Here is a 24,617-nt window from a genome sequence, read left to right on the forward strand (position 1 = left end):
GCAGGGGGGACCCTGTGGTATTGTTGGACGCCGCCTAAAAAATTTTATGCCCCGGCCCCTGGACTTATGTCCAGGGGCCGGGGCTTTTTTGCGTTCGGGGCTCGTATTCTCGTTCCGACGAAACAATGAATGAAAGCGGGCGTTCGATGGGAACTGTGGTGCATGTCCCCCAGACTCGGGACATGATCGGGGAAGAGCTCTCCGGCGACGAGGCCCTGACCGCTCTACGGCACTACGGGGGGCGCAAGCTGCTCCTCGACGCCTTCGCCCGTTTCCGGTACGCGGACGGCTTCAGCCACGCGCGGTCGCTCGCCTTCCAAGTCGTGCTGGGCATAGTGCCCTTCGCCATCGCCCTGGTCGGCGTCGCCGCCAGCGTGCACACCGACAGTGTGGGGCGGGTGGTGGAACTGACGCTCGGACACATCGTGCCGGGCGCGAGCAACGAACTGGTCGAGGACGCACTCGCGGACACCCGGCGCAGCGCCGGCGGCAGTACGTCGATCGCCGTCGCGATGTGGCTCGGACTGGGCTTCGCCGTACTGAACCTCACCTCCGCCATGGGGCAGATCGAGCGCGGCAGCAACCGCATCTACGGGATTGAGCGGGACCGGCCGTTCCACGCGAAGTACGGGCGCAGTCTCCTGCTGGCCCTGGGGGCCGGCATACCGATGGTGCTCGGCTTCCTGGTCCTCGTCGCCGGCGAGGCGGTGGGCGATTCGCTCGTGGAGGCTCTGGGCTGGCCGGAGACCCTGCTCGACCTGTGGGGGCCGCTGCAGGTGCCCGTCGGCGTCCTGCTCGCCCTGCTGGCGTCGGCGGTGATCTTCCGCTGGGCGCCCCGCCGCGACCAGCCCGGCTACACCTGGTTGGCCGTCGGGTCCGCCGTACACCTGGTGCTGTGGGTCGTCGCGACCTGGCTGCTCGCCCTGTACGTCGCCGAGAGCGGCTCGTTCGGCGCGGTCTACGGCCCGCTCACCGCGTTCGTCGCCCTGATGCTCTGGGCGAACCTCACCGGCATCGCGCTCTTCCTCGGCGTGGCGTTCGCGGCGCAGCTCGAAGCCGCCCGCGCGGGCATCCTGGAGCCGGTCATGCCCGATCCGGGCCCAGGAGCCTGACCACGGCAGGCGCGCACCGGCAGGCACCGGCGCGCACCGGGACCAAGCCGGTGCCCGGGCCGCCGCGGCCGGGCTCCAGTCCGCAGGGGGCCGGGCTTCAGTCCGCGGGGGAGGGCCGAGGCATGACCAGCGTGGCTTCCACGTACGCGTGCAGCGCCGCCCGCATGTCCTCGGGGCGCGTACCGGCATCCGGGCCCGGTTCGGCCGCCAGCACCTGCGCGGCCAGGCCGTCCATCAGAGCCGTGAGCCGCAGCGCTTCGGCGTCCGGGTCCGTGCCGGGGCGGAAGGCCCCCTGGCGGGTCCCGCGCCGCAGGACGTCGGCGACCGTGGCCCGCCACTGGTCGCAGTGCGCGGTGTGCAGCCGGCCCACGGCGGTCGAGCGCGCCGCCTCGGACCAGAGGTGGAGCCGGATGGCGCACGCCCACCGCTGCTGCGGCGTGCACGGCGTCCGCAGCTCGATCAGCCGCCGCAGCTCCTGCGCCGCGTCCCCCGCCCCGGTGACCACGGCCGCCAGGCGGGCGGCTTCCTCCTCCAAGCACCAGCGCACGGCCGCTTCCAGCAACTGCTCCCGGCCGGGGAAGTGGTAGTGCACGGCGGCGGAGCTGGTCGCGCAGGCCGCCGCTATGTCGGCGATCCGTACGGCGTGCAAGCCGCGCTCCGCGATCAGCCGCACGGTCTCTCGGAGAATCTGGAGCGGCCTGCCGCCCTCGCAGGACCCGACGGCCGTCGCGCGTTCGCGTCGTACGGCCGCAGGCTTCGTGGCGGCCCCGGTACGGGACCCCAGCAGCCAGCCCGCGTCCACGTCGGCGGTATCGGCGATACGCGCCAATTCGGCCACCGTGAACCGGCGCGAACCGCTGAGCGAACGCGAAAGTTTCGAGGGTTCCATGACGATCCGCCGGGCGAACTCGCGCCGGCTCACCCCCGCGGTGGCGATCACCTGGCGCACCCGCCCGGCCACCTCACCGCCACCGTCGCCGACACGACTTCCGGTTTCAGGCCGCATGGTCGGTCACCGTAACCACGCGTTGAGAAGAGCGCAACGGGGCTCAGTCGAAGTGCCGTGCCCTGCAGGGCATTCCGGCCCGTTCGGTGCGGCTGACCCGTGCGTCAGTCGGGGTCATAAGCCGTGAGAACCCCCGGCACAGCGGTGAAAGCGGACTTCTGCAACTTTGGGCAACCTACGATCAACTTGGCTCACGCGGCGGCCAGTTGCATTGTTATTGCCGGTCGGACATGGGCATATAGGCCCCAGCGCACGCGGTGGCACTCAAGGGGAGGCCGAACATGAACGTAATCTCGCCAAGTCGACGGGGCCGGCAGTTACCGAGGGCGCCTTTCTACTGCCCGGTGCCGTCCGCCGTCCACCCGTCCGCCGAGGCGCTCAACGACATGACGGTGCGGTGGATGCTCCAGCAGAGTCTCGACGCGGACGACCATCAGCGGCGGCGCCTCGCCCTGTGCGACTTCGGCGGGCTGACGGCGTCCACGATGGCGTACGGGCAGATCGAACCGCTGACGCTGATGGCCAGGTTCCACGCCGTGCTCTTCTCGCTCGACGACGGTGTGTGCGACGAGGCGTACGCCACCGCGGACACCCTCGCGCAGGAGACGTCCCGCATCATGCGGGCCCTGGAGGCCCCGACCGTCCCGCAGCCGGACGAGTCGCCGCACACGGCGGCGTTGCGCTCCCTGCGTCTGGAACTGGAACGGTACGCGTCCCGGCAGCAGGTGCGCCGCTGGACCGACGCCATGCGGGTCTACACCTCGGGGCTCGTGTGGGAGGCGGCGTGGCGGCGGAACCCCGACCTGCCGTCGCTGAACGACTACGTCACGCTGTGGATGAGGGCCATAGGCATGGCCCCGTCCACCGCCATGATCGAGATCGTCGCCGGGTACTCGGTGCCCGACAACGACCTGGAGGACCCGCGGGTGCGGGCCCTCACCGAGATCACCTGGACACTGGTCAGCTGGGACAACGACCTCTACTCCCGCAACAAGGAGCTCCTGCGGGCCGACGACAACCTCAACCTCGTCGACGTGCTGTGCCAGGAACTCGACTGCGACCCGCACCACGCACTCCGGGAGGCCGTGGCGATGCGGGACCGCGTCATGGTGCTCTTCCTGCGGTTGCGCGACCAGGTGCTGAGGGACGCCGGAGGGGGACTGCGCCGCTACGTACAGGGGCTCGGCCAGTTCATCCGCGGGCACCTCGACTGGGCCTCCACCTGTCCCCGGTACAGCGTGCCGTCCGCTCCGGAGGGCAAACCGGACGAGGGGTGGTGGAAGCAGCGTCCCGCCGACGACAGTCTCGAACCACTGCCCCTGCCGACGATCTCCTGGTGGTGGGACCAGCTGGCGGTCAGTAGCCGCGCCACCAGCGGGTGACCGCCTGCCACAGCCGCTTGGGCGCCACCGGCCTGCGCTGGGCCGGGATCATGACCGGCGTCCGCGCCGCGGCGGGAAGCGGTGCGGACACGGTCTGCGGGGCGGGGCCCGGCACCCGGGCCGCCGGCTGCGCGGACGCGACGGCCGGCGTGGGGGAGTTCACCTGCCAGTCCGGCTGCGGCGTCGTGCGCGACTTCGTGGTCGGGTGGCCGGGGTCGGCCTCCGGCGGCCGCGCGGCGAACTGCACCGGCAGCTCGATGAGGTGCCTCGACATGAGGGAGCTGCGGTACCGCAGCTCGTGCTCCCCGACAGAGAGTTGGAGGTCCGGCAGGCGCATCAGGAGGGCGTCGATGCCGGTGTCGGCGATGGCGCGGCCGATGTCCTGGCCCGGGCATTCGTGCGGCCCGCCGCTGAAGGCGAGGTGGGCGCGGTTGCCCTGCATCGAGGCGTGCGGGTCGGGACGTACCACCGGGTCGACGTTGGCGGCGGCGATCCCCACGATCAGGGCGTCGCCCCTCTTGATCTGCTGCCCGCCGAACTCGGTGTCCCCCACGGCCCAGCGGCCGAGGATGGTGGTGAACGGCGGCTCGTCCCACAGCGTCTGCTCGACCGCCTCGGGCAGCGTCATGTGGCCGCCGCTGAGCTGGGCGCGGAAGCGCGGGTCGGTGAGCACCATGCGCAGGACGTTGGCGATCAGGTTGGCGGTCGTCTCGTACGCCGCGATGAGCACCAGTCGCAGGTGCTGGCTGACCTCGTCGTCGGTGAGCCCGGCCGGATGTTCCACGAGCCAGGTCGTGAAGTCCTCCTGGGGCGCCGTGCGGCGCTTGGCCACATGCCTGCTCAGCACGCCCATCACATAGGCGTTGCTGGCGTTCGCCGTCGCCGTTCCCTTGATCATGTCGCGGGCGGACTGCACCATCCGCTCGTTGTACTCCTCGGGCATGCCGAGGATCTGGCACATCACCATCATCGGCAGGTGCTCGGCGAACCGGCCCACCAGGTCGGCCTTGCCGTCCTGGCAGAAGCTGTTGACGAGCCGGTTGCTGTACCGGTTGATGTGGCGGCGCACACCCCGGGTGTCGATGCGCGCGATGCTGTCGGTGACGGCGCCGCGCAGCCGCTCGTGGTCCCCGCCGTCGGCGAAGACGCAGATGGGCTGCCAGGTGAAGATGGGCGCCAGCGAGTGGTCCGGGGGGACGGTGCCGTCGGCGACCAGCCGCCATCGGCGCGAGTCGCGGGAGAACTGCGACGGGGTGCGCGTCATGTGCAGGTTCTCGGTGTGGCCGAGGACCAGCCAGGCCGGTACGTCGTCGTTGAGCAGTACGGGGGCCACCGGGCCGTGCTCGGCGCGCAGCTTCTCGTACACGGCCATCGGGTCGCTCTCGTGCTCCGGTCCGTACAGCCGGCGCAGGCCGCCCGGGCCCGTTCCGGCGACGGCGTGGGCCGGGCAGCCGGGGGGCGGGAGGGCCCCGTCGTCCGCTCCGGGTAGATGGTGGAAGGGGGTTGTCACGGTCACTCCAGGTATCGGACGAGCGGGCGTCAGGCCGGCGGTTGCAGGGACAGGGCGTGCAGATAGCGCATCAGCGTCAGCAGCACGTCGCGGCAGGACCCGCGTCCTCGCGCGTCGCAGTCCACTATCGGTACTTCCGGGGGCAGGTCGAGGGCGGTGCGCAGGGCGTCGACGGGGTGCCGGGGCGCGTCGGGGAACGTGTTGATCGCGACGACGAACGGCACGCCCCGCTCCTCCAGGCGCCCGATCACGTCGAAGCTGACCTCGAGCCGGCGGGTGTCGATCAGCACCACCGCGCCGAGGGCGCCTTCGAACAGCCCGTTCCACAGGAACCAGAAGCGCTCCTGGCCGGGGGTGCCGAACAGGTAGAGGACCAGTTCGTCGCTGATGCTGATCCGGCCGAAGTCCATCGCGACGGTGGTGGCGGTCTTGCCCTCCAGGTTGTCGTCGACGCCGACCCCGGCTTCGGTCATCGTCTCCTCGGTGGTCAGCGGGCGGATCTCGCTCACCGAGCCCACCATCGTGGTCTTGCCCACGCCGAACCCGCCCACGATGACGATCTTCACCGCGGCCGTGGCCGTGGTGGGGAGAACGTCCTCGCTGCGCGGGCCGGTGATCGTGTCAGAGCTTCTGAAGTCCATGCATCACCGCTTCGAGGAGGGACCGGTCCGGAAGGGTGGCGCGGACGATCGGCGCCCGCGATTCGACCAGCTCGGTGGCGAGGAGTTCGGTCAGCAGCGCCGTCACGACGCTGAAGGGCAGGCTGAGATACGCCGAGATCTCGGCCACGGACAACGGCGCCTGGCACAGCCGCAGGATCGCTGCCTGCTCCGGCTGCACCGTCGGCGTCGGTTCGGTACGGGAGACGACCATGGTGACGAGGTCGAGCGGCGCCCGCTCGGCGCCGTCCGGGCCGCCGGTCAGTACGTACAGCCGTTCCGGATCCTTCGTCTCGTCCTTCTCCGGCTCTCGTCGTTCTCGGCGGGGCGGACTCATACGGTCTGCCCGTCGTGGCGCGGCGGGCTGGTCAGATGAGCTCCGATCCGGATGACCAGATCCCGCATACGGGCGCCCATGAGGCCGGCGTCCACCGTGTCGTCGGCGAGTACCGCGAGGTACGCCCCGGTTCCGGCGGCCATCAGGTAGAAGAGACCGCCGTCGACCTCGATGACGACGAGCCGCATCTTGCCCTCGCTGTACGGGATTTCCGTGGCGACGGCCGCGGCGAGGCTCTGGAGCCCCGCGCAGGCCGCCGCGAGCCGGTCGGCGGCGTCGGGGTCACCGCCGTGCCGGGCGATGCGCAGCCCGTCCGCGGACAGGACGACGATCTGCTGGACCTGCGGCACCCCGTCGGCCAGCTCCTTGAGCATCCAGTCGAAGTTCGCCCGCTGCGTGATCACTTGAGATCTCCCTTGTCCAACGCGTCATCTGGTTCGTCACCGGCAGACGGGTCCGGCGCCTCGCCGTTGAACCCCTTGGTGAAGGCTTCGAGCCAGAGGCCCGGCTCCGGCTCCTCCTTGGCCGCGCCGCTCGCGTGGCCGTTGGTGTGGCCGTTGGTGTGGCCGTTGACCACCCCGGGGCGCTGCTCCGGCGGCAGGTTGTGCGAGCCGAGCGGCGCCCGGCCCCGGCTGCGGCGCTGCGGGAGGCCCTGCGCCGTCCATTCGGTCACCTCGGGGACGTCCTCCTCCCGTGCGACCGGCACGTGCACCGGCCGCTTCGGCTGGGCTGCCGGCCGCGGCTTGCGCCGCGGGACACGGGCCTCCTCCGCCGCGGACAGACCCGACGGGCCCTGGCGGGGGACGGCCGTCGCGCCGATGCCGTGGGCGATGCCGGGGGCAGGCCCGGTGGTGATCACCTCGCGCGGCACGATGAGCACGGCGCGGACGCCGCCGTACGCGGACTGCCGCAGCGAGACCTTGAGGTCGTACATCTGCGAGAGCCGGCCGACCACGGCCATGCCGAGCCGCGGCGTCTCACCGAGGTCGTTGAGGTCGATGCCGGCCTGGGCCTGCGCCAGCATGCGCTCGGCGCGGCCGCGGGCCTCCTCGCTGAGGCTGACGCCGCCGTCCTCGATCTCGATGGCGATGCCCGTCTGCACCTCGACCGCGGTGACGTGCACCCGGGTCTGCGGAGGGGAGTAGCGCGTGGCGTTGTCGAGGAGTTCGGCGCAGGCGTGGATGAGCGGTTCGACGGCGGTGCCGATGACGGCGACCTTGGCGATCGAGTGGAGATCGACCCGCTGGTACTCCAGGATGCGCGACATCGCGCCGCGCAGCACGCTGAACAGCGGTACGGGCTGCGGCCACTGACGTCCGGGCCGACCGCCGCCGAGGACGGCGATGGAGTCGGCGAGGCGGCCGATCAGCGAGGTGCCGTGGTCGAGACGCAGCAGGTCGTCGAAGACGGCGGGGTTGCGCCCGTGGTCCTCCTCCATCAGCCGCAGCTCGCTGGACTGCTGGTGGACGATGGCCTGCACGCGGCGCGCGATGTTGACGAAGGCGCGCTGCGCCGAGTCGCGCATCGCCTCCTCGTTGTCGACGATCTCCAGGACGGAGCGCACCAACGCGCGCTCGGGCTCGGGCAGATCGCGGTACGTCGGGTCCGCGTCGACCATGTCGCGCATGACCTCGGCGGGCGACTGGCCCTGGCGGAGGCGGCGAATGGTCGCCGGGAGCAGCTCGTTGCTCAGCCGCAGGGTCTGCCGGTCGTGGCCGGTGATGCGCTGGTCCAGGAGGGCCAGGCGCTGCCCGTACTCCGCGCGCAGGGCGTCCATGGCCCGTCCGCGGCGGACGACTTCGGCGGCGACGGCCGTCACCACCAGGGTCGCCAGCGCTCCGAAGCAGACGACCGGTATCCGCGCCGACGCCGGTACGAGGACGTAGGCGGCGGCAGTGGCCGCGGCCATCAGCAGGACGGGAGGCACGAGCGCGCGGAAGAACGGGGATTTTCGGTCAGTTGGAGGCGATTCAACGCGAACCATGTAAACCCTCTGGCGGTCGATTCGGGGATGTATTCGGCCATCACGACACTTACGAACAAGCGCGTGATTTCATATCAACTCGGCGCGCTTCGAGCGAGCTTAGCCAGATCGGATCAGTGCGACGGCATATTCACGTAACCCTCTGCACGGGCCTCCCCGGCGGGTTTAGACTCGCCAATTTTGCACACTGGGCTCATGCGTGTGCGCAAGGAGTAACCGATCGGGTGACGATTGGGGCTTGTGTACGCACAAAGGCCGCTCCCGCGGTAGCGGAAGCGGCCTGGGCCGGGCGAGGTGTGGGGGCGCGCCGCGCCCCCGCCTCAGGCGATGGACGCCGAGATGATCGCGGCGACGGCGATGTTGCACGACGCGGTCACCCACACCGCCGGGTGCGGCTCGTCCTGGACCAGCGTCTCGCCCAACTTCCCCGGCGTCACGAGGTCGACGACCCAGAACGCCACCGCCATCATCACGAGCCCCAGCACCCCGAACGCGGCGGTCGACAGGAGGCCCTTGCCGAAGTCGGTGTACGTCGTCCAGATCGAGGTGAAGACGATCCCGCCGATGCCCAGCAGCGCCGAACTCAGCAGCAGCGCCGCGTTGCGGTTGCGCTGCTCCCAGATCTGCCGGCCGAGCTTGCCGGGCGTCAGGGCGTCCACCAGGAATATGCCGAGCGTCAGCAGCACCACGCCCAGGGCCCCGTACGCGGCGGAGCGGCCAAGTCCGTTGACGATGTCTTCCATTGGTCTGTGTCTCCGCGCGTGAAGTCGATCGTGGTCAAGGAGAGGCAAAACCTATCGCACGGGTGTCCTGGGGCGGCGGCACGGGGCGCGGATGGTGTCCCGGCTGTCCGTACGACGCATTACGATCCGAACTCATGAGCGCTTCTGACCAGGAACAGGCCGTGACCGACCCCTCTTCCGCACGGACCGGCGGTCTCACGCCGCGGCAGGCCAGACGCCTGCGGATCGCCGCCGCCTCGGTCCTGATGGCGGCGGTGGCGGCGGTCCTCGCCGTACGGCTCGCGAGCCGGTCGTCGGTGCTGGTCGTCGGCGTGTACGGGCTGGCGCTCATCCTGTGCGGGGGCGTGATCGAGCTCAGCCGGCGCGGGCGCACCCGGCTCGCGACCTGGCTGCTCGTGTCGGGCCTCGCGGCGGCGGTGGCGGCGGACGCGTTCCTGATCCCCTGACGGGCGTCCCCTGACCGGCATCCCCCGAGCGGCATCCCGGACCGGCATCCCGGACCGGCATCCCGGACCGGCATCCCTTCGACCGACGGACGGCAGTCCCGGCCCCGGAACGCGGCTCGGCGCCACGGGCGAGTATTCCGCCCGAGGCGCCGAAGCCGCTGTGCGGGAGCCGGGGCTCCCGGACCTCCTAGTCGAGGTAGTCGCGCAGCACCTGCGAGCGCGACGGGTGGCGGAGCTTGGACATCGTCTTCGACTCGATCTGGCGGATGCGCTCACGCGTCACTCCGTAGACCTTGCCGATCTCGTCCAGCGTCTTCGGCTGACCGTCGGCCAGACCGAAGCGCATCGAGACCACGCCCGCCTCGCGCTCGGACAGGGTGTCGAGCACCGAGTGCAGCTGCTCCTGGAGGAACGTGAAGGAGACCGCGTCGGCCGGGACGACAGCCTCGGAGTCCTCGATGAGGTCACCGAACTCGCTGTCGCCCTCCTCACCCAGCGGGGTGTGCAGCGAGATGGGCTCGCGGCCGTACTTCTGGACCTCGATGACCTTCTCGGGGGTCATGTCGAGTTCCTTGGCCAGCTCCTCCGGGGTGGGCTCGCGGCCCAGGTCCTGGAGCATCTGGCGCTGGACGCGGGCCAGCTTGTTGATGACCTCGACCATGTGCACCGGGATGCGGATGGTGCGGGCCTGGTCGGCCATCGCGCGGGTGATCGCCTGGCGGATCCACCAGGTGGCGTACGTGGAGAACTTGAAGCCCTTGGTGTAGTCGAACTTCTCCACCGCGCGGATCAGACCGACGTTGCCCTCCTGGATCAGGTCCAGGAACAGCATGCCGCGGCCCGTGTAGCGCTTGGCCAGCGACACCACGAGGCGGAGGTTGGCCTCCAGCAGGTGGTTCTTGGCCCGGCGGCCGTCCTCGACCAGGATCTCCAGCTCGCGCCGGAAGACGGGGTCCTGCTCGTCCTCCTCCTCCAGCTTGTGCTCGGAGAAGAGGCCGGCCTCGATGCGCTTGGCGAGCTCCACCTCCTGCTCGGCGTTGAGGAGGGGAACCTTGCCGATCAGCTTGAGGTAGTCCTTGACCGGGTCGGCGGTGGCGCCGGCGACCATGACCTGCTGCGCGGGCGCGTCGTCCTCGTCCTCGTCGGACAGGACGTAGCCGTCACCCTGCTGCGGCTGCTTCACCGGCTTCTCGTCGGCCTCGTCGGCGACGGGCGCCTCGTCGGCCCAGGCGTCGCCCTGCGGCTCGTCGGGGGCCGCGGCGGCCTTCTTGGCGGCGGTCTTCTTCGCGGTCGTCTTCTTCGCGGCGCGCTTCGCCGGCGCCGCCGGGGCCTCGGCCTCGGCGGCGGACTCCATTACCGATATTGACGCGGGAGCCGCCTGAGACGTCGCCGTGGCGGTCTTCTTGACGGTCTTCTTCACCGCGGCTTTCTTGACCGCCGGACGCTTCTCCTCGTCCCGCGCGACGGCCTTGCGGGCACGCTTGACGGGCGCCTTGGCCGGGGCCTTGGGCGCCGTGACCATCAGCGTCACGCCCTCTTCGTCGAGGACCTGGTTGAGGCTGCGCAGCACCCGCTTGAGCTGGTCCGCGGGGATGCTGTCCGCCTCGAAGGCGTGGCGTACGTCGTCGCCGTTGATGTGACCCTGCTCCTTGCCACGCTCGATGAGCGCGACCAGGGAAGGGGATTCCGCAATCTCCTGTGGGAACGGGCGGGACGGACTGACCGACACGAGGAGCCTCTCGTAGCAAAAATGATGACTTGGCGAGGTCGCATGACGTATGGGGCAGCGCGACGACACCTGTGGGTTCATCGCACGCTCGCGCCATTTCGTTACGCCTTGAATGGAGTGACCTGAACCACTTTCCCGAAACGGCCCGCTCGGGGCCCCTCCGGTAGCGTGACGGCATGATCACCGGCACGGCCCATGTACTGATACTCGGCGGTACGACGGAAGCCAGGCAGCTAGCGCGGACACTGGCCCCGGTCCCCCTCCTGCGGGTGACGACCTCACTCGCGGGACGGGTGACACATCCAAGGATGCCTGAAGGCGAGATTCGCGTCGGAGGCTTCGGCGGCCCCGGACCGATGGCGGCCTGGCTGAGCGGCCACGGCGTCACCGCGGTGGTCGACGCCACCCACCCGTTCGCCGCCCGTATCAGCGCGAACGCCGCCACCGCCGCCGACGCGGCCGGAGTCCCGCTGGTCGCCCTGCGCCGCCCCGGCTGGCAGCCGGGTCCGGGCGACCGGTGGCACCACGCAGACGACCTGGCGGGAGCGGCGGCGCTGCTGCCCGCACTCGGCCGCCGGGTCTTCCTGACCACCGGCAGGCTCGGCCTCGCCGCCTTCGCCCATCTGGAGGACCTGGACTTCCTCGTACGGTCCGTGGAGCCCCCGGAGCCGCCGCTGCCGCGCCGTACCCGGCTGCTGCTCGACCGCGGCCCGTACACCGTCGAGGGCGAGAAGGAGGTGCTGCGCACGTTCGCCGCCGACGTCCTGGTCACCAAGGACAGCGGGGGCCCGGCCACCGCCGCCAAGCTCACCGCCGCCCGCGACCTCGGCCTGCCGGTCCTCGTTGTGCGGCGGCCGCCCCCGCCGCCGGGTGTGCGGACCGTCCCCGACACCGCGGAGGCGGTCCGGGAGCTGGAGCGGCTCGGGTGCCTCAGCCCCGGCGCAGCAGGTACGTGTCCATGATCCAGCCCTTGCGGGCGCGGGCCTCGGCGCGCAGCTCCAGGATCCGGTCCGAGACGTCGGAGAGCCTGCCGGAGACGAGGATCTCGTCCGCGGTGCCGATGTAGGCGCCCCAGTAGATGTACGGGTCCTCCTCGGCGTACCGCTGGAAGACCTGGTGCGCGTCGAGCATGACCACCACGTCGTCCGTGCCCTCGGGCCAGCCCTCGGCGAGCCGTCGGCCCGTCGTGATCTGGACGGGCTTCGCGATCCGGTTGAGCCCGGTGCGGTGGCGGGCCACCAGCGCGGACACGCTGCTGACGCCGGGCACCACGTCGTAGTCGAAGGCCACCCTCCCGCGCTCCAGGATCTCCTCCAGGATGCCGAGCGTGCTGTCGTACAGCGCCGGGTCGCCCCACACCAGGAACGCGCCGGTGCCGTCCTCGCCCAGCTCGTCGGTGATCATCCGCTCGAAGACGTCGGCCCGGCGGCTGCGCCAGTCGCCGACCGCGGGGGAGTAGTCGGCGCCCCCGGCCCCGCGGTCGCGGTCCGGGTCGCGGCCCTCGACCAGCCGGTACTGCCGGCCGTCCGCGATGTGGCGGTCGAGGATCTCGTGCCTCAGCCGGATCAGGTCGGACTTCTCCTCCCCCTTGTCGAGCAGGAAGAAGACGTCGACCGTGTTGAGCGCTTTGACGGCCTGGATCGTCAGATGGTCCGGGTCGCCCGCGCCGATGCCTATGACATGAATCTTTCTCACCGCAGGGAGTCTGCCGCATCGGCTCCGGCGGCCCCGGCCCGCCCACGCAGCCGCGGTGCGCTGCCGGCCGCCGGTACGGGCCCCTCCTGCCGCAGAACGCGGTCCGCCAGCTCCTCGGCCCACCCGACGAGTTCTCCGAGGGCGATCCCGTACGGGCGGGTGTCGTCGTACGCCGCGAGGCCGGCCGCCCCGCGCCGCAGCAGCGTGGCGCCGCCGTTCCTGTTGCCCCGGGCCGCGTGGGTGAGGCCGACGGCCAGCTGGGCCAGGCCGCGCCACAGGGCGCGTTCCGCCTCGGGGCCCGCCTTCCAGGCGTCCTCGAAGACCTCGTGCGCGTGGAACGGCATACCGGCGTCCAGCAGCCGCTGCGCATCGTCCACCGTCTGCGCCCCGGTGCGATCCACGCCCTCCGGCTGCCGGGCCACACCCTCGGCCCCGTAGGGCAGCGGCCTGCCGAGCCCGTCGCGCGGCCGCGCGTTGCGCGCCCGCCCCTCGGGGTCGCGGTCCCTCCTGTCCCGTTCCCTGTCGTCCATCCGCCCATTGTCACCGGAGTCGGGAGCACGCACAGAGTGAGGTATGGTTCTGTTGCGCGCCCAGCCAGGGGAAACCCCAGGTCAGGCGGGCACCGGGACGTGGCGCAGCTTGGTAGCGCACTTGACTGGGGGTCAAGGGGTCGCAGGTTCAAATCCTGTCGTCCCGACTTGCGTTCACGCGGGTCGAAGGCCGTGTCGGAGGAATCCGATACGGCCTTTTCGGTTTCCCGGGTCGGGCCGGTCCGGCTTTCCCGGGTTGGCCCGGCCCCGCGGGCCGCGGGTCGCCGCACGGTCAGAGGTCGTCGTCCCACAGGTCGAGGGGCACCTCTCCCGGCGTGAACGGCTGTTCCGTCCAGATGGTCTTGCCGGTCGGGGTGTAGCGCGTTCCCCACTGCTGCGTCATCTGCGCGACGAGGAACAGGCCCCGGCCGCCTTCGTCGTCAATGCGGGCGTGCCGCAGATGGGGAGAGGTGTGGCCGGTGTCGGAGACCTCGCAGATCAGGGTGCGGTCGCGGACGAGCCGCAGCTGGATCGGGCCGGCGGGGGCGTGCCGGACGGCGTTCGTGACGAGTTCGCTGACCACCAGTTCGGTGGTGAACGACAGCTCCTCCAGCTCCCATTCGCCGACCTTCTTGGTCGCCACCGCGCGGGCATGGGAGACCGCCTCCGGATCGGCCGTCAGGTCCCACACCGCCACCTGTTCGCGGCCCAGCATGTGCGTACGGACGAGGAGCAGCGCCACGTCGTCGTCCACGGCGCCCGGCAGCAGGGCCGCGACCGTCCGGTCGCACAGCTCCTCCAGCGGACGGCGGTGCTCGGTGAGGACGGAGCCCAGCGCGTCGAGCTGCTCGTCGAGGTCGCGCTCGCCGCTCTGCACGAGGCCGTCGGTGAACAGCGCCAGGAGGCTGCCTTCCGGCAGGTGCAGCTCCGCCGTCTCGAAGGGCAGCCCGCCCAGGCCGAGCGGCGGCCCCGCGGGCACCTCGGGGAAGGAGACGGCTCCCGTCGAGGGGTCGACCACGGCGGGGGACGGGTGGCCCGCCCGGGCCATGCGGCACTGGCCGGACACCGGGTCGTACACGGCGTACAGGCACGTCACGCCCAGCGCCTCGTCGTAGGGCATCGTGTGGCCGTCGACGGGGACGGCCCGTTCGTTGGCGGCCTGCGTGACGAGGTCGTCCAGCCGGGAGAGGAGTTCGTCGGGGGCGAAGTCCAGCCGGGCGAGCGCCCGTACGCTCGTGCGCAGGCGGCCCATGGTGGCGGCGGCGCGCAGACCGTGGCCCACCACGTCCCCCACCACCAGGCCGACCCGTGTGCCCGACAGCGGGATGACGTCGAACCAGTCGCCGCCGACACCGGCCTTGTTGTCGGCGGGCAGGTAGCGGTACGCCATCTCCACGCCGGACAGCTCCGGCAGGCTCTGCGGCAGCAGGCTGTGCTGGAGCATGAGCGCCGCGGTGTGCTCCCGGGTGTAGCGGCGGGCGTTGTCGATGCTCACGGCGGTCCGGGCGACGAGCTCGTCGGCCACGGCCAGCTCGCCGGCGTCGAACGGGTCCCGGCGGCGGTCCCAGGCGAACGTGACCACGCCCAGCGTGGCGCCCTCGGCGCGCAGCGGCACCGCCAGCCGGCCGCGCGGCCGCCCGTCGGCGCCCTCCGCGCCGTCCGGCCGTTCCGGCACCGGGCGGCCGGAGGCCAGACTGCGGGCCTGGGGGGAACCGGGCGGATACGCGATCCGCCGCCGGTCCTCCGGCCGGTCCGTGGCGGCCGCCCCGCCCTCCGGGCCCCACACCCGGATCACCTCGCCCGCGCTCCCGCCGGCCGGCTGGTCGCCGTCCAGCACCGCCTCCAGCAGGTCGACCGTGACCGCGTCGGCGAACCGAGGGACCGTGACGTCCGACAGCTCCTGGGCCGTACGGGTCATGTCCAGGGTCGTGCCGACCCGGCCGCCGGCCCGTACCAGCAGGTCCAGGCGTTGCTGGGCGAGGTAGCGGTCGGTGACGTCCATCGTCTCCTCGCACACCCCCAGCGAGGCCCCGGTGGCGTCCCGCAGCCAGTAGTACGAACACGACCAGACGTGGTCGCGCTCGGGGTCGGTGGGCGGGCGGCCGCGGTAGTGGAGCTCGATGACGGGCTCGCCGGTGGCCATCACCCGGCGCATCGTCTCCTCCAGGGTCGGGGGGTAGCCGTCGGACAGGATCTTCCCGTCGGCCACCATCTCGTCCGGCCCCATCCCGGTGTACTGGGTGGCGCCCATCTCGTGGCAGAGCGCCGCGTTCGTCCACACCACCCGCAGGTCCGTGTCGTAGATCGCCAGGCCGACGGGCGACTGGGTGGCCAGCCCGCGCAGCATCGACTGGAGTGCCTCGTGCTGCTCCGTCTCCTCGGCGTCGGCCACCGCCAGCAGCCGGGCCGGCCCCCTGCCCTCGGCGGACAGCACGAGGGCGGTCACGGCCACCCGTACGACGTGCCCGTCGCGGTGCCGCATCCGCAGGACCCGGCGGACTGCGGCCGCGCCCGCCGGGTCGCCGGCCGGCAGGTACGCCGCCGCGTCCGGAGCGCCCTCCCGCGGGGAGCCGTCGTCGCCGTCGGCCATCAGGGCGTCGAGCGGCCGGCCGAGCACCTCCCGCGGCGCGTACCCGAGCAGCCCGCGCGCCGCCGGGCTCCAGCCGACGACCGTGCCGTCGGCGTCGAGCACGGCGGTGGCCGCCCTGGAGACGTCGAGGGGCCCGCGGACATCGGCGTCCCCTGCTGCGTGTTCCGCGCTCATGGTGCCCGCCTCGTCGGCTGCGCCCAGCGGGCGGCGAGCAGCAGCACGATGTCGTCCGGTCGGTCGGCGGCCTGTCTGGCCTCCGTGATCAGGCGGTCCGCGGTCTCGGCCAGGGACGACGAACCGATCGCGGAGAAGGTCGCGCGCAGCCGTTCGACGCCCAGGTCGATGTCGATGCCCGGCTGCTCCACCAGCCCGTCGGTGAACAGGGCGAGGACGGCGCCCGGCTCCAGGCGCAGCTCGGTGACCGGGTACGACGCCTCCGGGTCCACGCCCAGCACGATGCCTCCCGCCAGGTCGAGGACCTCCGCCGTACCGTCGCCGTGGCGCAGCAGGGGCTGCGGATGGCCGGCCCGTACGGCCTGCGCCGCCCCGGTCACGGGATCGAGGACGATGTAGCAGCAACTGGCGAACTGGCCCGGATCTATGTCGATGAGCAGGCGGTTCGTGTCCCGCATCACCTCACGCGGGTCCTGGCCGGCGAGCGCGAAAGCCCGTACGGCGCTGCGCAACTGGCCCATGGTGGCGGCCGCCGCCACACCGTGCCCCTGTACGTCGCCCACCACCAGGGCCAGCCCCTGGTCCGTGCCGACCACGTCGTACCAGTCGCCTCCCACCTCCATGCCCTGGGTGCCGGGCAGGTACCGGGCCACGGTGTCGACGTGCTCGACGACGGGCAGCCGGTGCGGCAGCAGCGCGCTCTGCAGGCCCCGGGCGAGGGCCGCCTCCGTGTCGTAGCGCTGGGCCCGTTGCAGGGCCTGCGCGATGAGCCCGGCCAGGGCGGTCAGCACCGTCCGCTCCTCGGGGCTGAAGCCGCGCGGCCGGTCGAAGCCGAGGATGCACGAGCCGACGGGCCGCCCGGAGGCGATCAGCGGCAGAAAGGCCCTGGCGCCCACGTGGGCGTCCATCGGGATGCCGGGGTAGGCGGCGGCCAGGTGCTCCATGGACTCGAAGAACATCGGGCGGCCCGAGGTGAGCGTCTCGACGCCGGGCAGCCGGGTGTCGAGCGCCACGCCGTCGAAACGGTCGAGGAACCCCTGCGGGAAGCCGGTCTCCCAGGCCAGGTAGAGGTGCCTCTCGTTCAGCAGGTAGATCGCCAGCTGACGGCCGCCGAACGCGGGCAGCAGTTCGTCGGTGACCACGGCCGACACCTGGCGCGCGGTGACGGCCTCGGTCAGCGCGATGGCCAGGGCGACCGGCCGGTACAGCGCCGACGCGCGGTCGGCGGGAGAGCCGAGCCCGGCGCCCGGCCGGGTGACGGACCCCGGCGCGTAGGCGGGCTGGTCGGCGGGGGCGAGGGTGGCGGTCAGGCCGTCGTGGCCCGGGTACAGGGAGACGGACAGCCACTCCTCGGGGCCCGGCGTGCGGCGGGCGGTGAAATGGACGTCTTCGTCCGACATCAGCGCGGCCCGGAAGTGCTCCTCGTACGCCGGGTGGCCGAACCACGGCAGCGCCTCCCACAGGACACGGCCGATCAGCTGGGAGCGCGCGCGCCCGAAGAGCGTCTCCGCGCTGTGGTTCAGGTACGTGATCCGTCCGACCCGGTCGAGGGAGACGATGGCGCGCGGCAGCCGGTCGGTCGCCTCCGCGACCGCGGGACCGGTGCCGAAGTCGACCAGGAAGCCCCGTAGCCGGCCGCTCGGGCCGCTGCCGGGCGGCCGGGCCCGTGCGGTGAGTTCCAGCAGGTGGGGGCGGCCGTCCGGGCCCCGCAGGCGCATCCGGCGCGACGCCGGGGCGCCCGACCTCGCCACGTGCCGGGCCACGGCCCACAGTCCGTACGCGTCCTCCGGATCCAGCCGCGCCGCCAGCGCGTCGACGGTGCCGGGGAAGGCCGCCCGTGAGGTGCCGAGGATGGCGCACAGCTCGTCGTCGGCCGACACCGCGCCGGTGGTCAGGTCCCAGTCGAAGTTGCCGATCCGTACCGGCGGCGTGGTGACGGACGGCAGTTGCAGGCAGACCGGCTCGGTCTCCCACTCGACGGGGTCCCCGGCCGCCCGGAGCCCGGCGAGCGCGGTGGCCAGCCGCTCCCCGGCGTGCAGCATCCGGCGGCGGTCGGTCTCGTCGACGGGGACACCGGTGGTGGCCGTGCGCAGCACCACCAGTACGCCGAACTTCTCGCGGCCGTCGGCGACCGGAACGTACAGCGAGCCGAACGGGAACGGCAGCCCCGCCATGAGCTGCGGAAACCGGCGCATGGCCTCCTCGGCGTCGGCGAGGTGGACGGGCTGCCCCGAGCGGTGCACCTCCGCCACCGGGAAGGGGCGGTTCACGTGCATGCGCCACCAGGGGCGGAACAGGGCGCCGGGCAGTCCGCCGAGGACCGCGAGCCGCAGCAGGCCCGGCGTCCCCGACCGCAGGTAGACCCCGCCGGCGAAGCCGCCCGCGGACTCGATCGCGTGCACCGCGGCCTGGGCCAGCACCAGGGCGAGTTCGCCCGGGGCTCGGCCGTCGCTGTGCGGGTTCCCGGAAGCCCCGCTCCGGCTCGGCGGGGCGGGCCCGGCCGCGCCGTACCAGGTCACACAGCAAGGATGCTCCCCGGCCGAGGGGTCGCGCATCTTCGCGTCAGCCGACCGCCGGGTTCTCCGTGGCGGCGGCCGTCGGCAGGTGGCCCGGCCGGGCGGTCAGGGCGGTCGCCAGCTGGGCGCGGGAGCGGACGTCCAGCTTCTGGTAGATGCGGGTCAGCCGGGCCTCGACCGTCTTCACGCTCAGGTACAGCTTCGCCGCCGCCTCCTGATTGCTGGCGCCCTGGCCGACCAGCACGGCCAGGCGCAGTTCCGCGTCCGTGAGGGCGGCGAGGCTCTCACCCCGGGCGGGGGCCGGTTCGGCCGTACGGGACGAGGTCTCGGTGGTCAGCCCCAGCCAGGGCACCGCACCGGCCCGTTCGAACACCGCGGCGGCGGCGTGCACCGCGCTCTGGGCCGCCGATCTCCTGCGGCGGCGGCGCTCCACGCGGGCCAGCGCGATGAGCGCCCGGCCGCGTTCAAGCGGCAGCCCGGCCACGGCGAAGCTCTCCGCCGTACGGGCGAGCAGGCAGGCCGCCTCGTCCTGCTTGCCGTTCGCCGCCAGGTAGAGGGCGTACGCCCGGTCGCAGCCGAGGAGCACCGTCGTGCGGCCCAGCCGCTCGGCGACCGGCCGCACGGAGTCCAGCAGGGACGCGGCCTCCTCGGGCGCGTCATTGGCCAGCAGCGCCTCGGCGAGCTCCTCGTGCCAGCGCAGCATGGACGGGTCGACGGTCGACTGGGCGCGCTCGTCGGCCTGGACCCGGCGCAGGCTCTCCAGGGCCGACGCCACGTCGCCGTTGATCAGCTGGACCCGGCCGAGCGCGTACAGGCTGCGGGAGAGGAACACGTGGTCGCCCTCCTCCTCCGAGGCCCGGACACTGCGCCGGGCGTAGCTCGCGGCACGCTCGAAGCTGCCGCCCGCGGTCTCCGCGAGGGCCAGGGCGTACCAGGCGGGGCCGGGGGAGAGACCGGCCTCGAGGGTCAGCGCCAGCGACCGGCCGGCGTGGGCGAGGGCCGCCGCGCACTGTCCCTGGCGGGCGTCGATCTCGGCGAGCGTACGGAACAGCTCGATGGAGTCCTCCACCGGTCCGCGGCGCTCCACCAGCGGCAGCAGGGCGTTGAGCTGGTCGCGGGCGTCCGTGAGCCGGTCGTCGAACATGGCGTGGCGGATGGTCAGGATCTGCGCGGCGTTGCGGATACCGAGCGGACGCTCGAACACCTCCAGTGCCCGCGCCTCGGCCAGCACCCGCTCCGCGTCCGGTGAGCCGAGGACGCGGTCCATGCGCGCCTGTACGGTCAGCGCCCTCGCGGCGGTGCGGCGGTCGCCCACCGAGCCGGCGAGTGCGGCTGACTCGACGGCGGCGGCCCGGGAGCGGACGGGGTCGCCGTCGGCCAGGACGTACTTCACGGCGAGCCGGAGCTGGACGGCCGCGCGCAGGGCCGTGTCCCCCTCGGAGTCCTCCATGGCGTGGACGTAGATCTCTTCGAGGTCGCACAGCCCCTGACCGGCCGTGTCCAGCACCGCGAGCCGGGCGCGGACGCGGTCGGCCGGTGCGGCGTCGCGGGCCAGCAGGTCGGTCGCCGCGCGCATGGCCAGGTCGGCGCGGGCGGCGCGGGCGGCCTCCTCGGCCGCGCCGACGAGCCGGGCCATCCGCTGGACGCCGTCGCGTACGGGCGTGGACTCGGCGGCGAGCAGGGCCAGTTCGGCGGCCAGCGCGCTGTTGCCCCGGCGCCGCGCGAGGTCGGCGGCGGCGGCGACCTCGGTGGCCAGGTCCCCGTCCGGGATGTCGGTGGCCAGGGCCCGGTGGCGCACCTCCTCCACCGGGTCGTCGACGACCCGCGCCAGCGCGGCGTGACCGGCGCTGCGCTCGGTCCAGCAGGTGTCGTGCACGAGCGTCGAGGGCAGCACGCCTGCGGTGAACCCGACCGTCCCGTCCTCGTCGAGCGAGATCAGGTTCGCGCGTTCGGCGGCGGCGAGGTCGGCCTCGGCGGTGGGGCGGCCGGCGCGGCGTATCAGCGAGGCCGTGGGGCGCAGGGCGAGCGCCGCCAGCAGCAGGGTGGAGCGCACGTCGGGGGAGGCGGCGCCGAGCAACTGGCGCGCCAGGTCGCGGGCCCGCCCGGAGAGCGAAAGCGTCTCGGCGTGGTGCACGGGGGTCCGCGCGTCGGCGAGCGAGCGGCCGACGGCCAGCGCCAGCCGGGGGTTCCCGCCGCTGGCCCGGTGGATGCGGCCGGCCATCCGGGAGGGCAGCCGGTGGTGGATGAGGAGTTCGGCGATCTCGTCGGCCTGGAGCGGCGGTACGAACAGGACGTCGGCCTCGGAAGGCACCCACAGGGGTTCGGGACCCGCCTGCCCCGGGCCGGGCGCACCGCTCGGGGGAGGGCCCGATTCGTACGGGGAAGGGGTCTCCACGGCGAGCACCCGCAGCGCGGACGGCGCCAGGTGCAGGGCGAAGCGCATGAGGTCGGCGCTGGTGTCGTCGACGCGCTGCACGCCGTCGACCACCAGCAGGACGGGGCCGCGGGCGGCGAGGGTCCGCAGGATCTGGGCGAGGGCGAGCCGCAGGGCGATGGCGTCCCAGCCGTCGTCGGGGATGACCGCCTCGCGGCACAGCATCGCGACCGCGGTGCGCTGCGGGCCCGGCAGCCCTTCGAGCAGGTCGTACGTCCCGGGGGCGGCCGGATCGTTCCGGTCGCCGGGGCCGTGCGGGCCGCTGTGGGCGGCGCCGGGCGCGGGCCAGGAGACGCAGGCCGCCACGGACGCCACGAGGGCGGCGGCGGCCGCGCCGGGGATGTCGCGGTCGGCGGGGAGCGTGGCCAGCCAGATCACCGTCTCGCCGCGGCCCTCGGCGCGCGCGGCGGCGGCCAGGGCGAGTTCGGTCTTGCCGACTCCGGCGGGGCCGGTGAGCAGGGCGCGGCCACGGGTGTGCAGGACCCTTTCGAGCCGCGCGAGGAGTTCCGTCCGCCCGACCGGCGCGGGTCGGTTCACCGCCGACGTCACGAACCCACCACCGCCCTCCGGTGCGCGCGAGCCCACTGCCCGTGCGAGCAGAGAATACGAAGTCGGCGGCCGCCGTCCAGACCGTTTGTCCGGCATGCGGACAGACGTGCGGCGAGGCGCGTCCGCGGCAAGCCGTGGACGCGCCCCTGAACAGCGTGGGTGTGACGTATTCAACGTCTCAGAAGGTGAGACTCCAGCTGTCGATGTAACCGGTGTCGCCCGAGGCGACGTCGCGGACCTGGAGCTTCCACGTTCCGTTGGCGACCTCGCTCGACGCGTCGACCGTGTAGGTGGCGACGACGTTGTCGGCGCTGTCCGAGGAGGACGCGGCCTTCAGGTTGCGCACGGTGCCGTCGGGGGCGACGAGGTCCACGACCAGGTCGCCGCGCCAGGTGTGCTTGATGTCCACGTCGACCTTCAGGGCGGCGGGGGCGTTGCCGGTGCGGCCGGTGACGGCGAGCGAGGACGAGACGGTCGTGTTGTCGCTGATCGTCACGTTCGCGGCGTTGGTGAAGGTGGCGCCGCCGGGGGTCGTGGTGCCGGTGACGGCGTTCACGGTCTTGGTGGTGTCGGCGATGCCGGAGCCGCAGCCGCCGGTGCAGGTGCCGGGCAGCGGACGGGCGTTGGCCTTGATCGCGGACTCGATCTCGGCCGGGGTGAGGGTGCTCTTGGCCGACTTCAGGAGCGCGGCGAGGCCGGCGATGTGCGGGGCGGCCATCGAAGTGCCCTGGTAGGGCTTGTAGTTCTCGGTGGACTGCGTGGTCGTGCCGGAGTTCAGCGTCGAGAGGATGCCGTTCTCGGGCGTGGTGACCGTGCCGGGCGTGTCCGTGGCGCGACGGGTCTCGCCGCCGGGCGCGGAGACGTCGACGACGGTGCCGTAGTTCGAGTAGTACGAGCGGTTGCCCTCACGGCTGGTGGACGCCACGTTGATGACGCCGGAGCAGTTGGCGGGCGTGAAGCCGGAGGCGTTCGCGTTGCTGTTGCCCGCCGCGACGACCACGGTGGTGCCGCGCGAGACGGCGCCGTTGATGGCGGTCTGGTACACGCTCGGGCAGGTGGCGCTCGCGCCGCCGAGGCTCAGGTTGATGACCTTGGCCGGGGTGGCGTTCGCCGTGACGCCCGGGACGGTGCCGCCGGACGCCCAGGTGATGGCGTCGGCGATGTCGGCCGAGGAGCCGCCGCACTTGCCGAGGACGCGCACGGGCTGGATCTTCGCGCTGTACGCGATGCCCGCGATGCCCTTGGTGTTGTGGGTGGCGGCGCCGATGGTGCCGGCCACGTGCGTGCCGTGCCAGGAGGAGTTGCTCGCCTTGGACCCGGTGCCGCACTCGCCGTCGGTGGCGTTCCAGTCGCCCTCGTCCTTGGCGTTGTTGTCACGGCCGTTGCCGTCACGGGCGTCGGCGGAGGACGAGATGAAGTCGTACCCGGCGACGACGTTGCCGGCCAGGTCCGTGTGGGCGGCGTAACCGGTGTCGATGACGGCGACGGTGACGCCGCTGCCGGTCGTCTTGTCCCACGCGCCGGGGACGTTCATGCCGCCGGTGGCCTCGAAGAGGTCCCACTGCTTGGCGTAGTCCGTGTCGTTCGGGGTGACCGCCATCGCGTAGGCGCGGATGTCGGGCTCCACGGCCGCGACCGAGGAGTCGGCGCGGAAGGCGGCCATGACCTCGCTCAGGTCCTTCTTCGACGCCTCGCCGCCCAGGTCGACCAGGGCGGCGCCACCGGCGAGGCGGCGCTCGAACGACAGGCTCTCGCCGGTCTTCTCGCCCTTGGCGGCGGCGTCCTTCCTGGCCGCCGTGTTGGAACCGGCCTCTTCGGCCTTGGACTTGTACGTGACGATGACCTTCTCGACCGGGGCGGTCGGCAGTCCGGTCATGGCCTGCGAAGCCGGGGCGGGCTTCGGGGAGGGGCCCGTGGCGGCGGCGGACGCCACGGAGGAGGTGGCAACGACGCCGGCGATCGTGGCGGTCGCGGCCACGACGGATATGAGTCTCCGCCTGGAACCGTTCAAGGTGTTCCCTTTCATGACTGACGTGCGGAGCGCGGGCGGGCGGCGCGGGAATCGCGAGTGGCGTGGGGGCCACGTGTTCGCGGTTCCTGGGCCGGGTGAGCCCGTGCGCCGCCGCCGGCGCTACGACCCTGGGTCAAGGCCGTCTCCCGGCGTCACCCACCCTTTACATGCACCTGACAGCCAATGGTCAGGAGACGGGATTCGCCGGTGCGGCAGACAGTAGGGAACGGCGAGATGAACCCGATACGGGGAAAACCCTTGTCACCCCCGCGAGGGGTCCGAGGCGGGGGAGGGTGGCCCCCGGGGATGCCGCTCCGCGGCCCGGTACGGGCGGCCCTGTAGCGTCGGCTCCAGGTATGGACACCCTCACCCTGTGGCAATGCGCGGCGCTGGCCTCGGCGTCCGCCCTGGTCGGCTTCTCGAAGACGGCCGTCAGTGGCGCCAACACCGTCAGTCTCGCGGTCTTCGCGGCCGTGCTCCCGGCGCGCGAGTCGACCGGCGTCCTGCTGCCGATCCTGATCGCCGGGGACCTCATCGCGGTGTCCGTCTACCGGCGGCACGCCCACTGGCCGACCCTTCTGCGGCTGTTCCCGGCGGTCGCCGCGGGGGTGGTGGCGGGCGCGGCGTACATGCTGTGGGCCGACGACGAGGCCGTACGTACGTCGATCGGCGCAATCCTCCTGCTGATGGCCGGAGTCACGCTGTGGCGCCGGCGCACGCCGCCGCAGGGCGGGCCGGGCGACGGCTCGGCGGCGGATCCCGGGACGGGCACGGCGTCGCGCCGCGGCCGGATCAAGGCCCGTTCGTACGGTGTGCTCGGCGGGTTCACCACGATGGTCGCCAACGCGGGCGGGCCGGTGATGTCGCTCTATCTGCTCTCGGCGGGATTCCGGAAACTCGGCTTCCTCGGCACGTCGGCGTGGTTCTTCCTCATCGTCAACACGTCCAAGGTGCCGTTCGGCGCAGCGCTCGGGCTGATCGACCGCCGGTCGCTGCTGCTGGACGCCGCACTGGTGCTCTTCGTTGTCCCGGGCGCCTGGCTCGGCCGCGTGTGCGTGGACCGTATCGACCAGCGGCTCTTCGAGCGGCTGGTGATCGGGGCGACCGTGCTGGGCGGACTCCAGCTGCTGCTGCGCTGAGAGCGCCAAATGGTGCGCATGGTGGGTTTCCTGGTGAAAGTGGAGGCGTAGAAGCGGCCCTTCACGCTGGG

General features: G+C 72.6%; 19 protein-coding genes and 1 tRNA gene. 6 read left to right on the top strand and 14 right to left on the bottom strand.

Annotation, left to right across the window (positions count from 1 at the left end):
- Positions 1-146 precede the first annotated feature (146 nt).
- A complete protein-coding gene (locus tag ACWGH0_RS23440) occupies positions 147-1,112 on the top strand; it encodes a YihY/virulence factor BrkB family protein (RefSeq protein WP_453406164.1) in 966 nt (321 codons plus the stop codon).
- A 97-nt stretch (positions 1,113-1,209) separates the two neighbouring features.
- Here the strand turns inward: ACWGH0_RS23440 and ACWGH0_RS23445 are convergent, their stop codons facing one another.
- On the bottom strand, positions 1,210-2,118 hold the full coding sequence (locus ACWGH0_RS23445) for a TetR family transcriptional regulator C-terminal domain-containing protein (RefSeq protein ID WP_453406165.1): 909 nt from the start codon (positions 2,116-2,118) through the stop codon (positions 1,210-1,212).
- A 344-nt stretch (positions 2,119-2,462) separates the two neighbouring features.
- On the opposite strand from ACWGH0_RS23445, the gene ACWGH0_RS23450 reads away from it, so the two are divergent.
- A complete protein-coding gene (locus tag ACWGH0_RS23450) occupies positions 2,463-3,500 on the top strand; it encodes a terpene synthase family protein (protein WP_453406166.1) in 1,038 nt (345 codons plus the stop codon).
- Here ACWGH0_RS23450 and ACWGH0_RS23455 read toward each other — a convergent pair.
- From ACWGH0_RS23455 to ACWGH0_RS23480, 6 genes are all read right to left on the bottom strand, one after another.
- Positions 3,475-5,010: a cytochrome P450 gene (locus tag ACWGH0_RS23455; RefSeq protein ID WP_453406167.1), complete on the bottom strand. Its 1,536-nt coding sequence runs from the start codon at positions 5,008-5,010 to the stop codon at positions 3,475-3,477. The genes ACWGH0_RS23450 and ACWGH0_RS23455 overlap by 26 nt on opposite strands.
- Positions 5,011-5,039: 29 nt before the next feature.
- Complete coding sequence (locus ACWGH0_RS23460) at positions 5,040-5,651, bottom strand: GTP-binding protein (RefSeq protein ID WP_453406168.1); 612 nt, start codon at positions 5,649-5,651, stop codon at positions 5,040-5,042.
- Positions 5,632-6,006 carry a DUF742 domain-containing protein gene (locus ACWGH0_RS23465; RefSeq protein ID WP_453406169.1) on the bottom strand — a complete coding sequence of 125 codons (375 nt, stop codon included), beginning with the start codon at positions 6,004-6,006 and terminating at the stop codon, positions 5,632-5,634. Before ACWGH0_RS23465 ends, ACWGH0_RS23460 begins: the two co-directional genes overlap by 20 nt.
- Positions 6,003-6,410: a roadblock/LC7 domain-containing protein gene (locus ACWGH0_RS23470; protein ID WP_453406170.1), complete on the bottom strand. Its 408-nt coding sequence runs from the start codon at positions 6,408-6,410 to the stop codon at positions 6,003-6,005. Before ACWGH0_RS23470 ends, ACWGH0_RS23465 begins: the two co-directional genes overlap by 4 nt.
- Positions 6,407-7,990, bottom strand: a complete 1,584-nt coding sequence (locus ACWGH0_RS23475; protein WP_453406171.1) for an ATP-binding protein — start codon at positions 7,988-7,990, stop codon at positions 6,407-6,409. Before ACWGH0_RS23475 ends, ACWGH0_RS23470 begins: the two co-directional genes overlap by 4 nt.
- Before the next feature lie 320 nt (positions 7,991-8,310).
- Positions 8,311-8,733, bottom strand: a complete 423-nt coding sequence (locus tag ACWGH0_RS23480; RefSeq protein WP_453406172.1) for a DUF350 domain-containing protein — start codon at positions 8,731-8,733, stop codon at positions 8,311-8,313.
- Positions 8,734-8,867: 134 nt separating this feature from the next.
- On the opposite strand from ACWGH0_RS23480, the gene ACWGH0_RS23485 reads away from it, so the two are divergent.
- The gene (locus ACWGH0_RS23485; RefSeq protein WP_453406173.1) at positions 8,868-9,179 is read left to right on the top strand and encodes a hypothetical protein; all 312 of its coding nucleotides are present in this window, start codon (positions 8,868-8,870) and stop codon (positions 9,177-9,179) included.
- A gap of 187 nt (positions 9,180-9,366) precedes the next feature.
- Here ACWGH0_RS23485 and ACWGH0_RS23490 read toward each other — a convergent pair whose 3' ends face one another.
- Entirely contained in the window at positions 9,367-10,908 is a 1,542-nt protein-coding gene (locus tag ACWGH0_RS23490; RefSeq protein WP_453406174.1) for an RNA polymerase sigma factor, read from the bottom strand.
- 176 nt (positions 10,909-11,084) lie between these two features.
- Between ACWGH0_RS23490 and ACWGH0_RS23495 the strand changes: the two genes are divergently transcribed.
- Positions 11,085-11,870 (top strand): cobalt-precorrin-6A reductase, encoded by a 786-nt coding sequence (locus tag ACWGH0_RS23495; protein WP_453406175.1) that lies wholly within the window; start codon positions 11,085-11,087, stop codon positions 11,868-11,870.
- Here the strand turns inward: ACWGH0_RS23495 and cobF are convergent.
- Both cobF and ACWGH0_RS23505 read right to left on the bottom strand, forming a co-directional pair.
- Complete coding sequence (cobF, locus tag ACWGH0_RS23500; RefSeq protein WP_453406176.1) at positions 11,839-12,603, bottom strand: precorrin-6A synthase (deacetylating); 765 nt, start codon at positions 12,601-12,603, stop codon at positions 11,839-11,841. The genes ACWGH0_RS23495 and cobF overlap by 32 nt on opposite strands.
- On the bottom strand, positions 12,600-13,133 hold the full coding sequence (locus tag ACWGH0_RS23505; protein ID WP_453406177.1) for a DUF309 domain-containing protein: 534 nt from the start codon (positions 13,131-13,133) through the stop codon (positions 12,600-12,602). The genes cobF and ACWGH0_RS23505 overlap by 4 nt, the downstream gene beginning before the upstream one ends.
- A 93-nt stretch (positions 13,134-13,226) precedes the next feature.
- Between ACWGH0_RS23505 and ACWGH0_RS23510 the strand changes: the two genes are divergently transcribed.
- Positions 13,227-13,300 (top strand) — tRNA-Pro (locus ACWGH0_RS23510).
- A 125-nt stretch (positions 13,301-13,425) separates the two neighbouring features.
- Here ACWGH0_RS23510 and ACWGH0_RS23515 read toward each other — a convergent pair.
- From ACWGH0_RS23515 to ACWGH0_RS23530, 4 genes are all read right to left on the bottom strand, one after another.
- The gene (locus ACWGH0_RS23515; RefSeq protein ID WP_453406178.1) at positions 13,426-15,897 is read right to left on the bottom strand and encodes a SpoIIE family protein phosphatase; all 2,472 of its coding nucleotides are present in this window, start codon (positions 15,895-15,897) and stop codon (positions 13,426-13,428) included.
- Positions 15,894-18,452, bottom strand: a complete 2,559-nt coding sequence (locus tag ACWGH0_RS23520) for a SpoIIE family protein phosphatase (RefSeq protein WP_453406179.1) — start codon at positions 18,450-18,452, stop codon at positions 15,894-15,896. The genes ACWGH0_RS23515 and ACWGH0_RS23520 overlap by 4 nt, the downstream gene beginning before the upstream one ends.
- A gap of 7 nt (positions 18,453-18,459) precedes the next feature.
- A complete protein-coding gene (locus tag ACWGH0_RS23525) occupies positions 18,460-21,396 on the bottom strand; it encodes an AAA family ATPase (RefSeq protein ID WP_453406180.1) in 2,937 nt (978 codons plus the stop codon).
- Between the two features lie 178 nt (positions 21,397-21,574).
- Positions 21,575-23,374 (bottom strand): S8 family peptidase, encoded by a 1,800-nt coding sequence (locus ACWGH0_RS23530; RefSeq protein WP_453406181.1) that lies wholly within the window; start codon positions 23,372-23,374, stop codon positions 21,575-21,577.
- A gap of 389 nt (positions 23,375-23,763) precedes the next feature.
- On the opposite strand from ACWGH0_RS23530, the gene ACWGH0_RS23535 reads away from it, so the two are divergent.
- Complete coding sequence (locus ACWGH0_RS23535; protein WP_453406182.1) at positions 23,764-24,546, top strand: sulfite exporter TauE/SafE family protein; 783 nt, start codon at positions 23,764-23,766, stop codon at positions 24,544-24,546.
- The last annotated feature ends 71 nt before the right edge of the window (positions 24,547-24,617 follow it).

Source organism: Streptomyces sp. NPDC054887 (assembly GCF_053610585.1).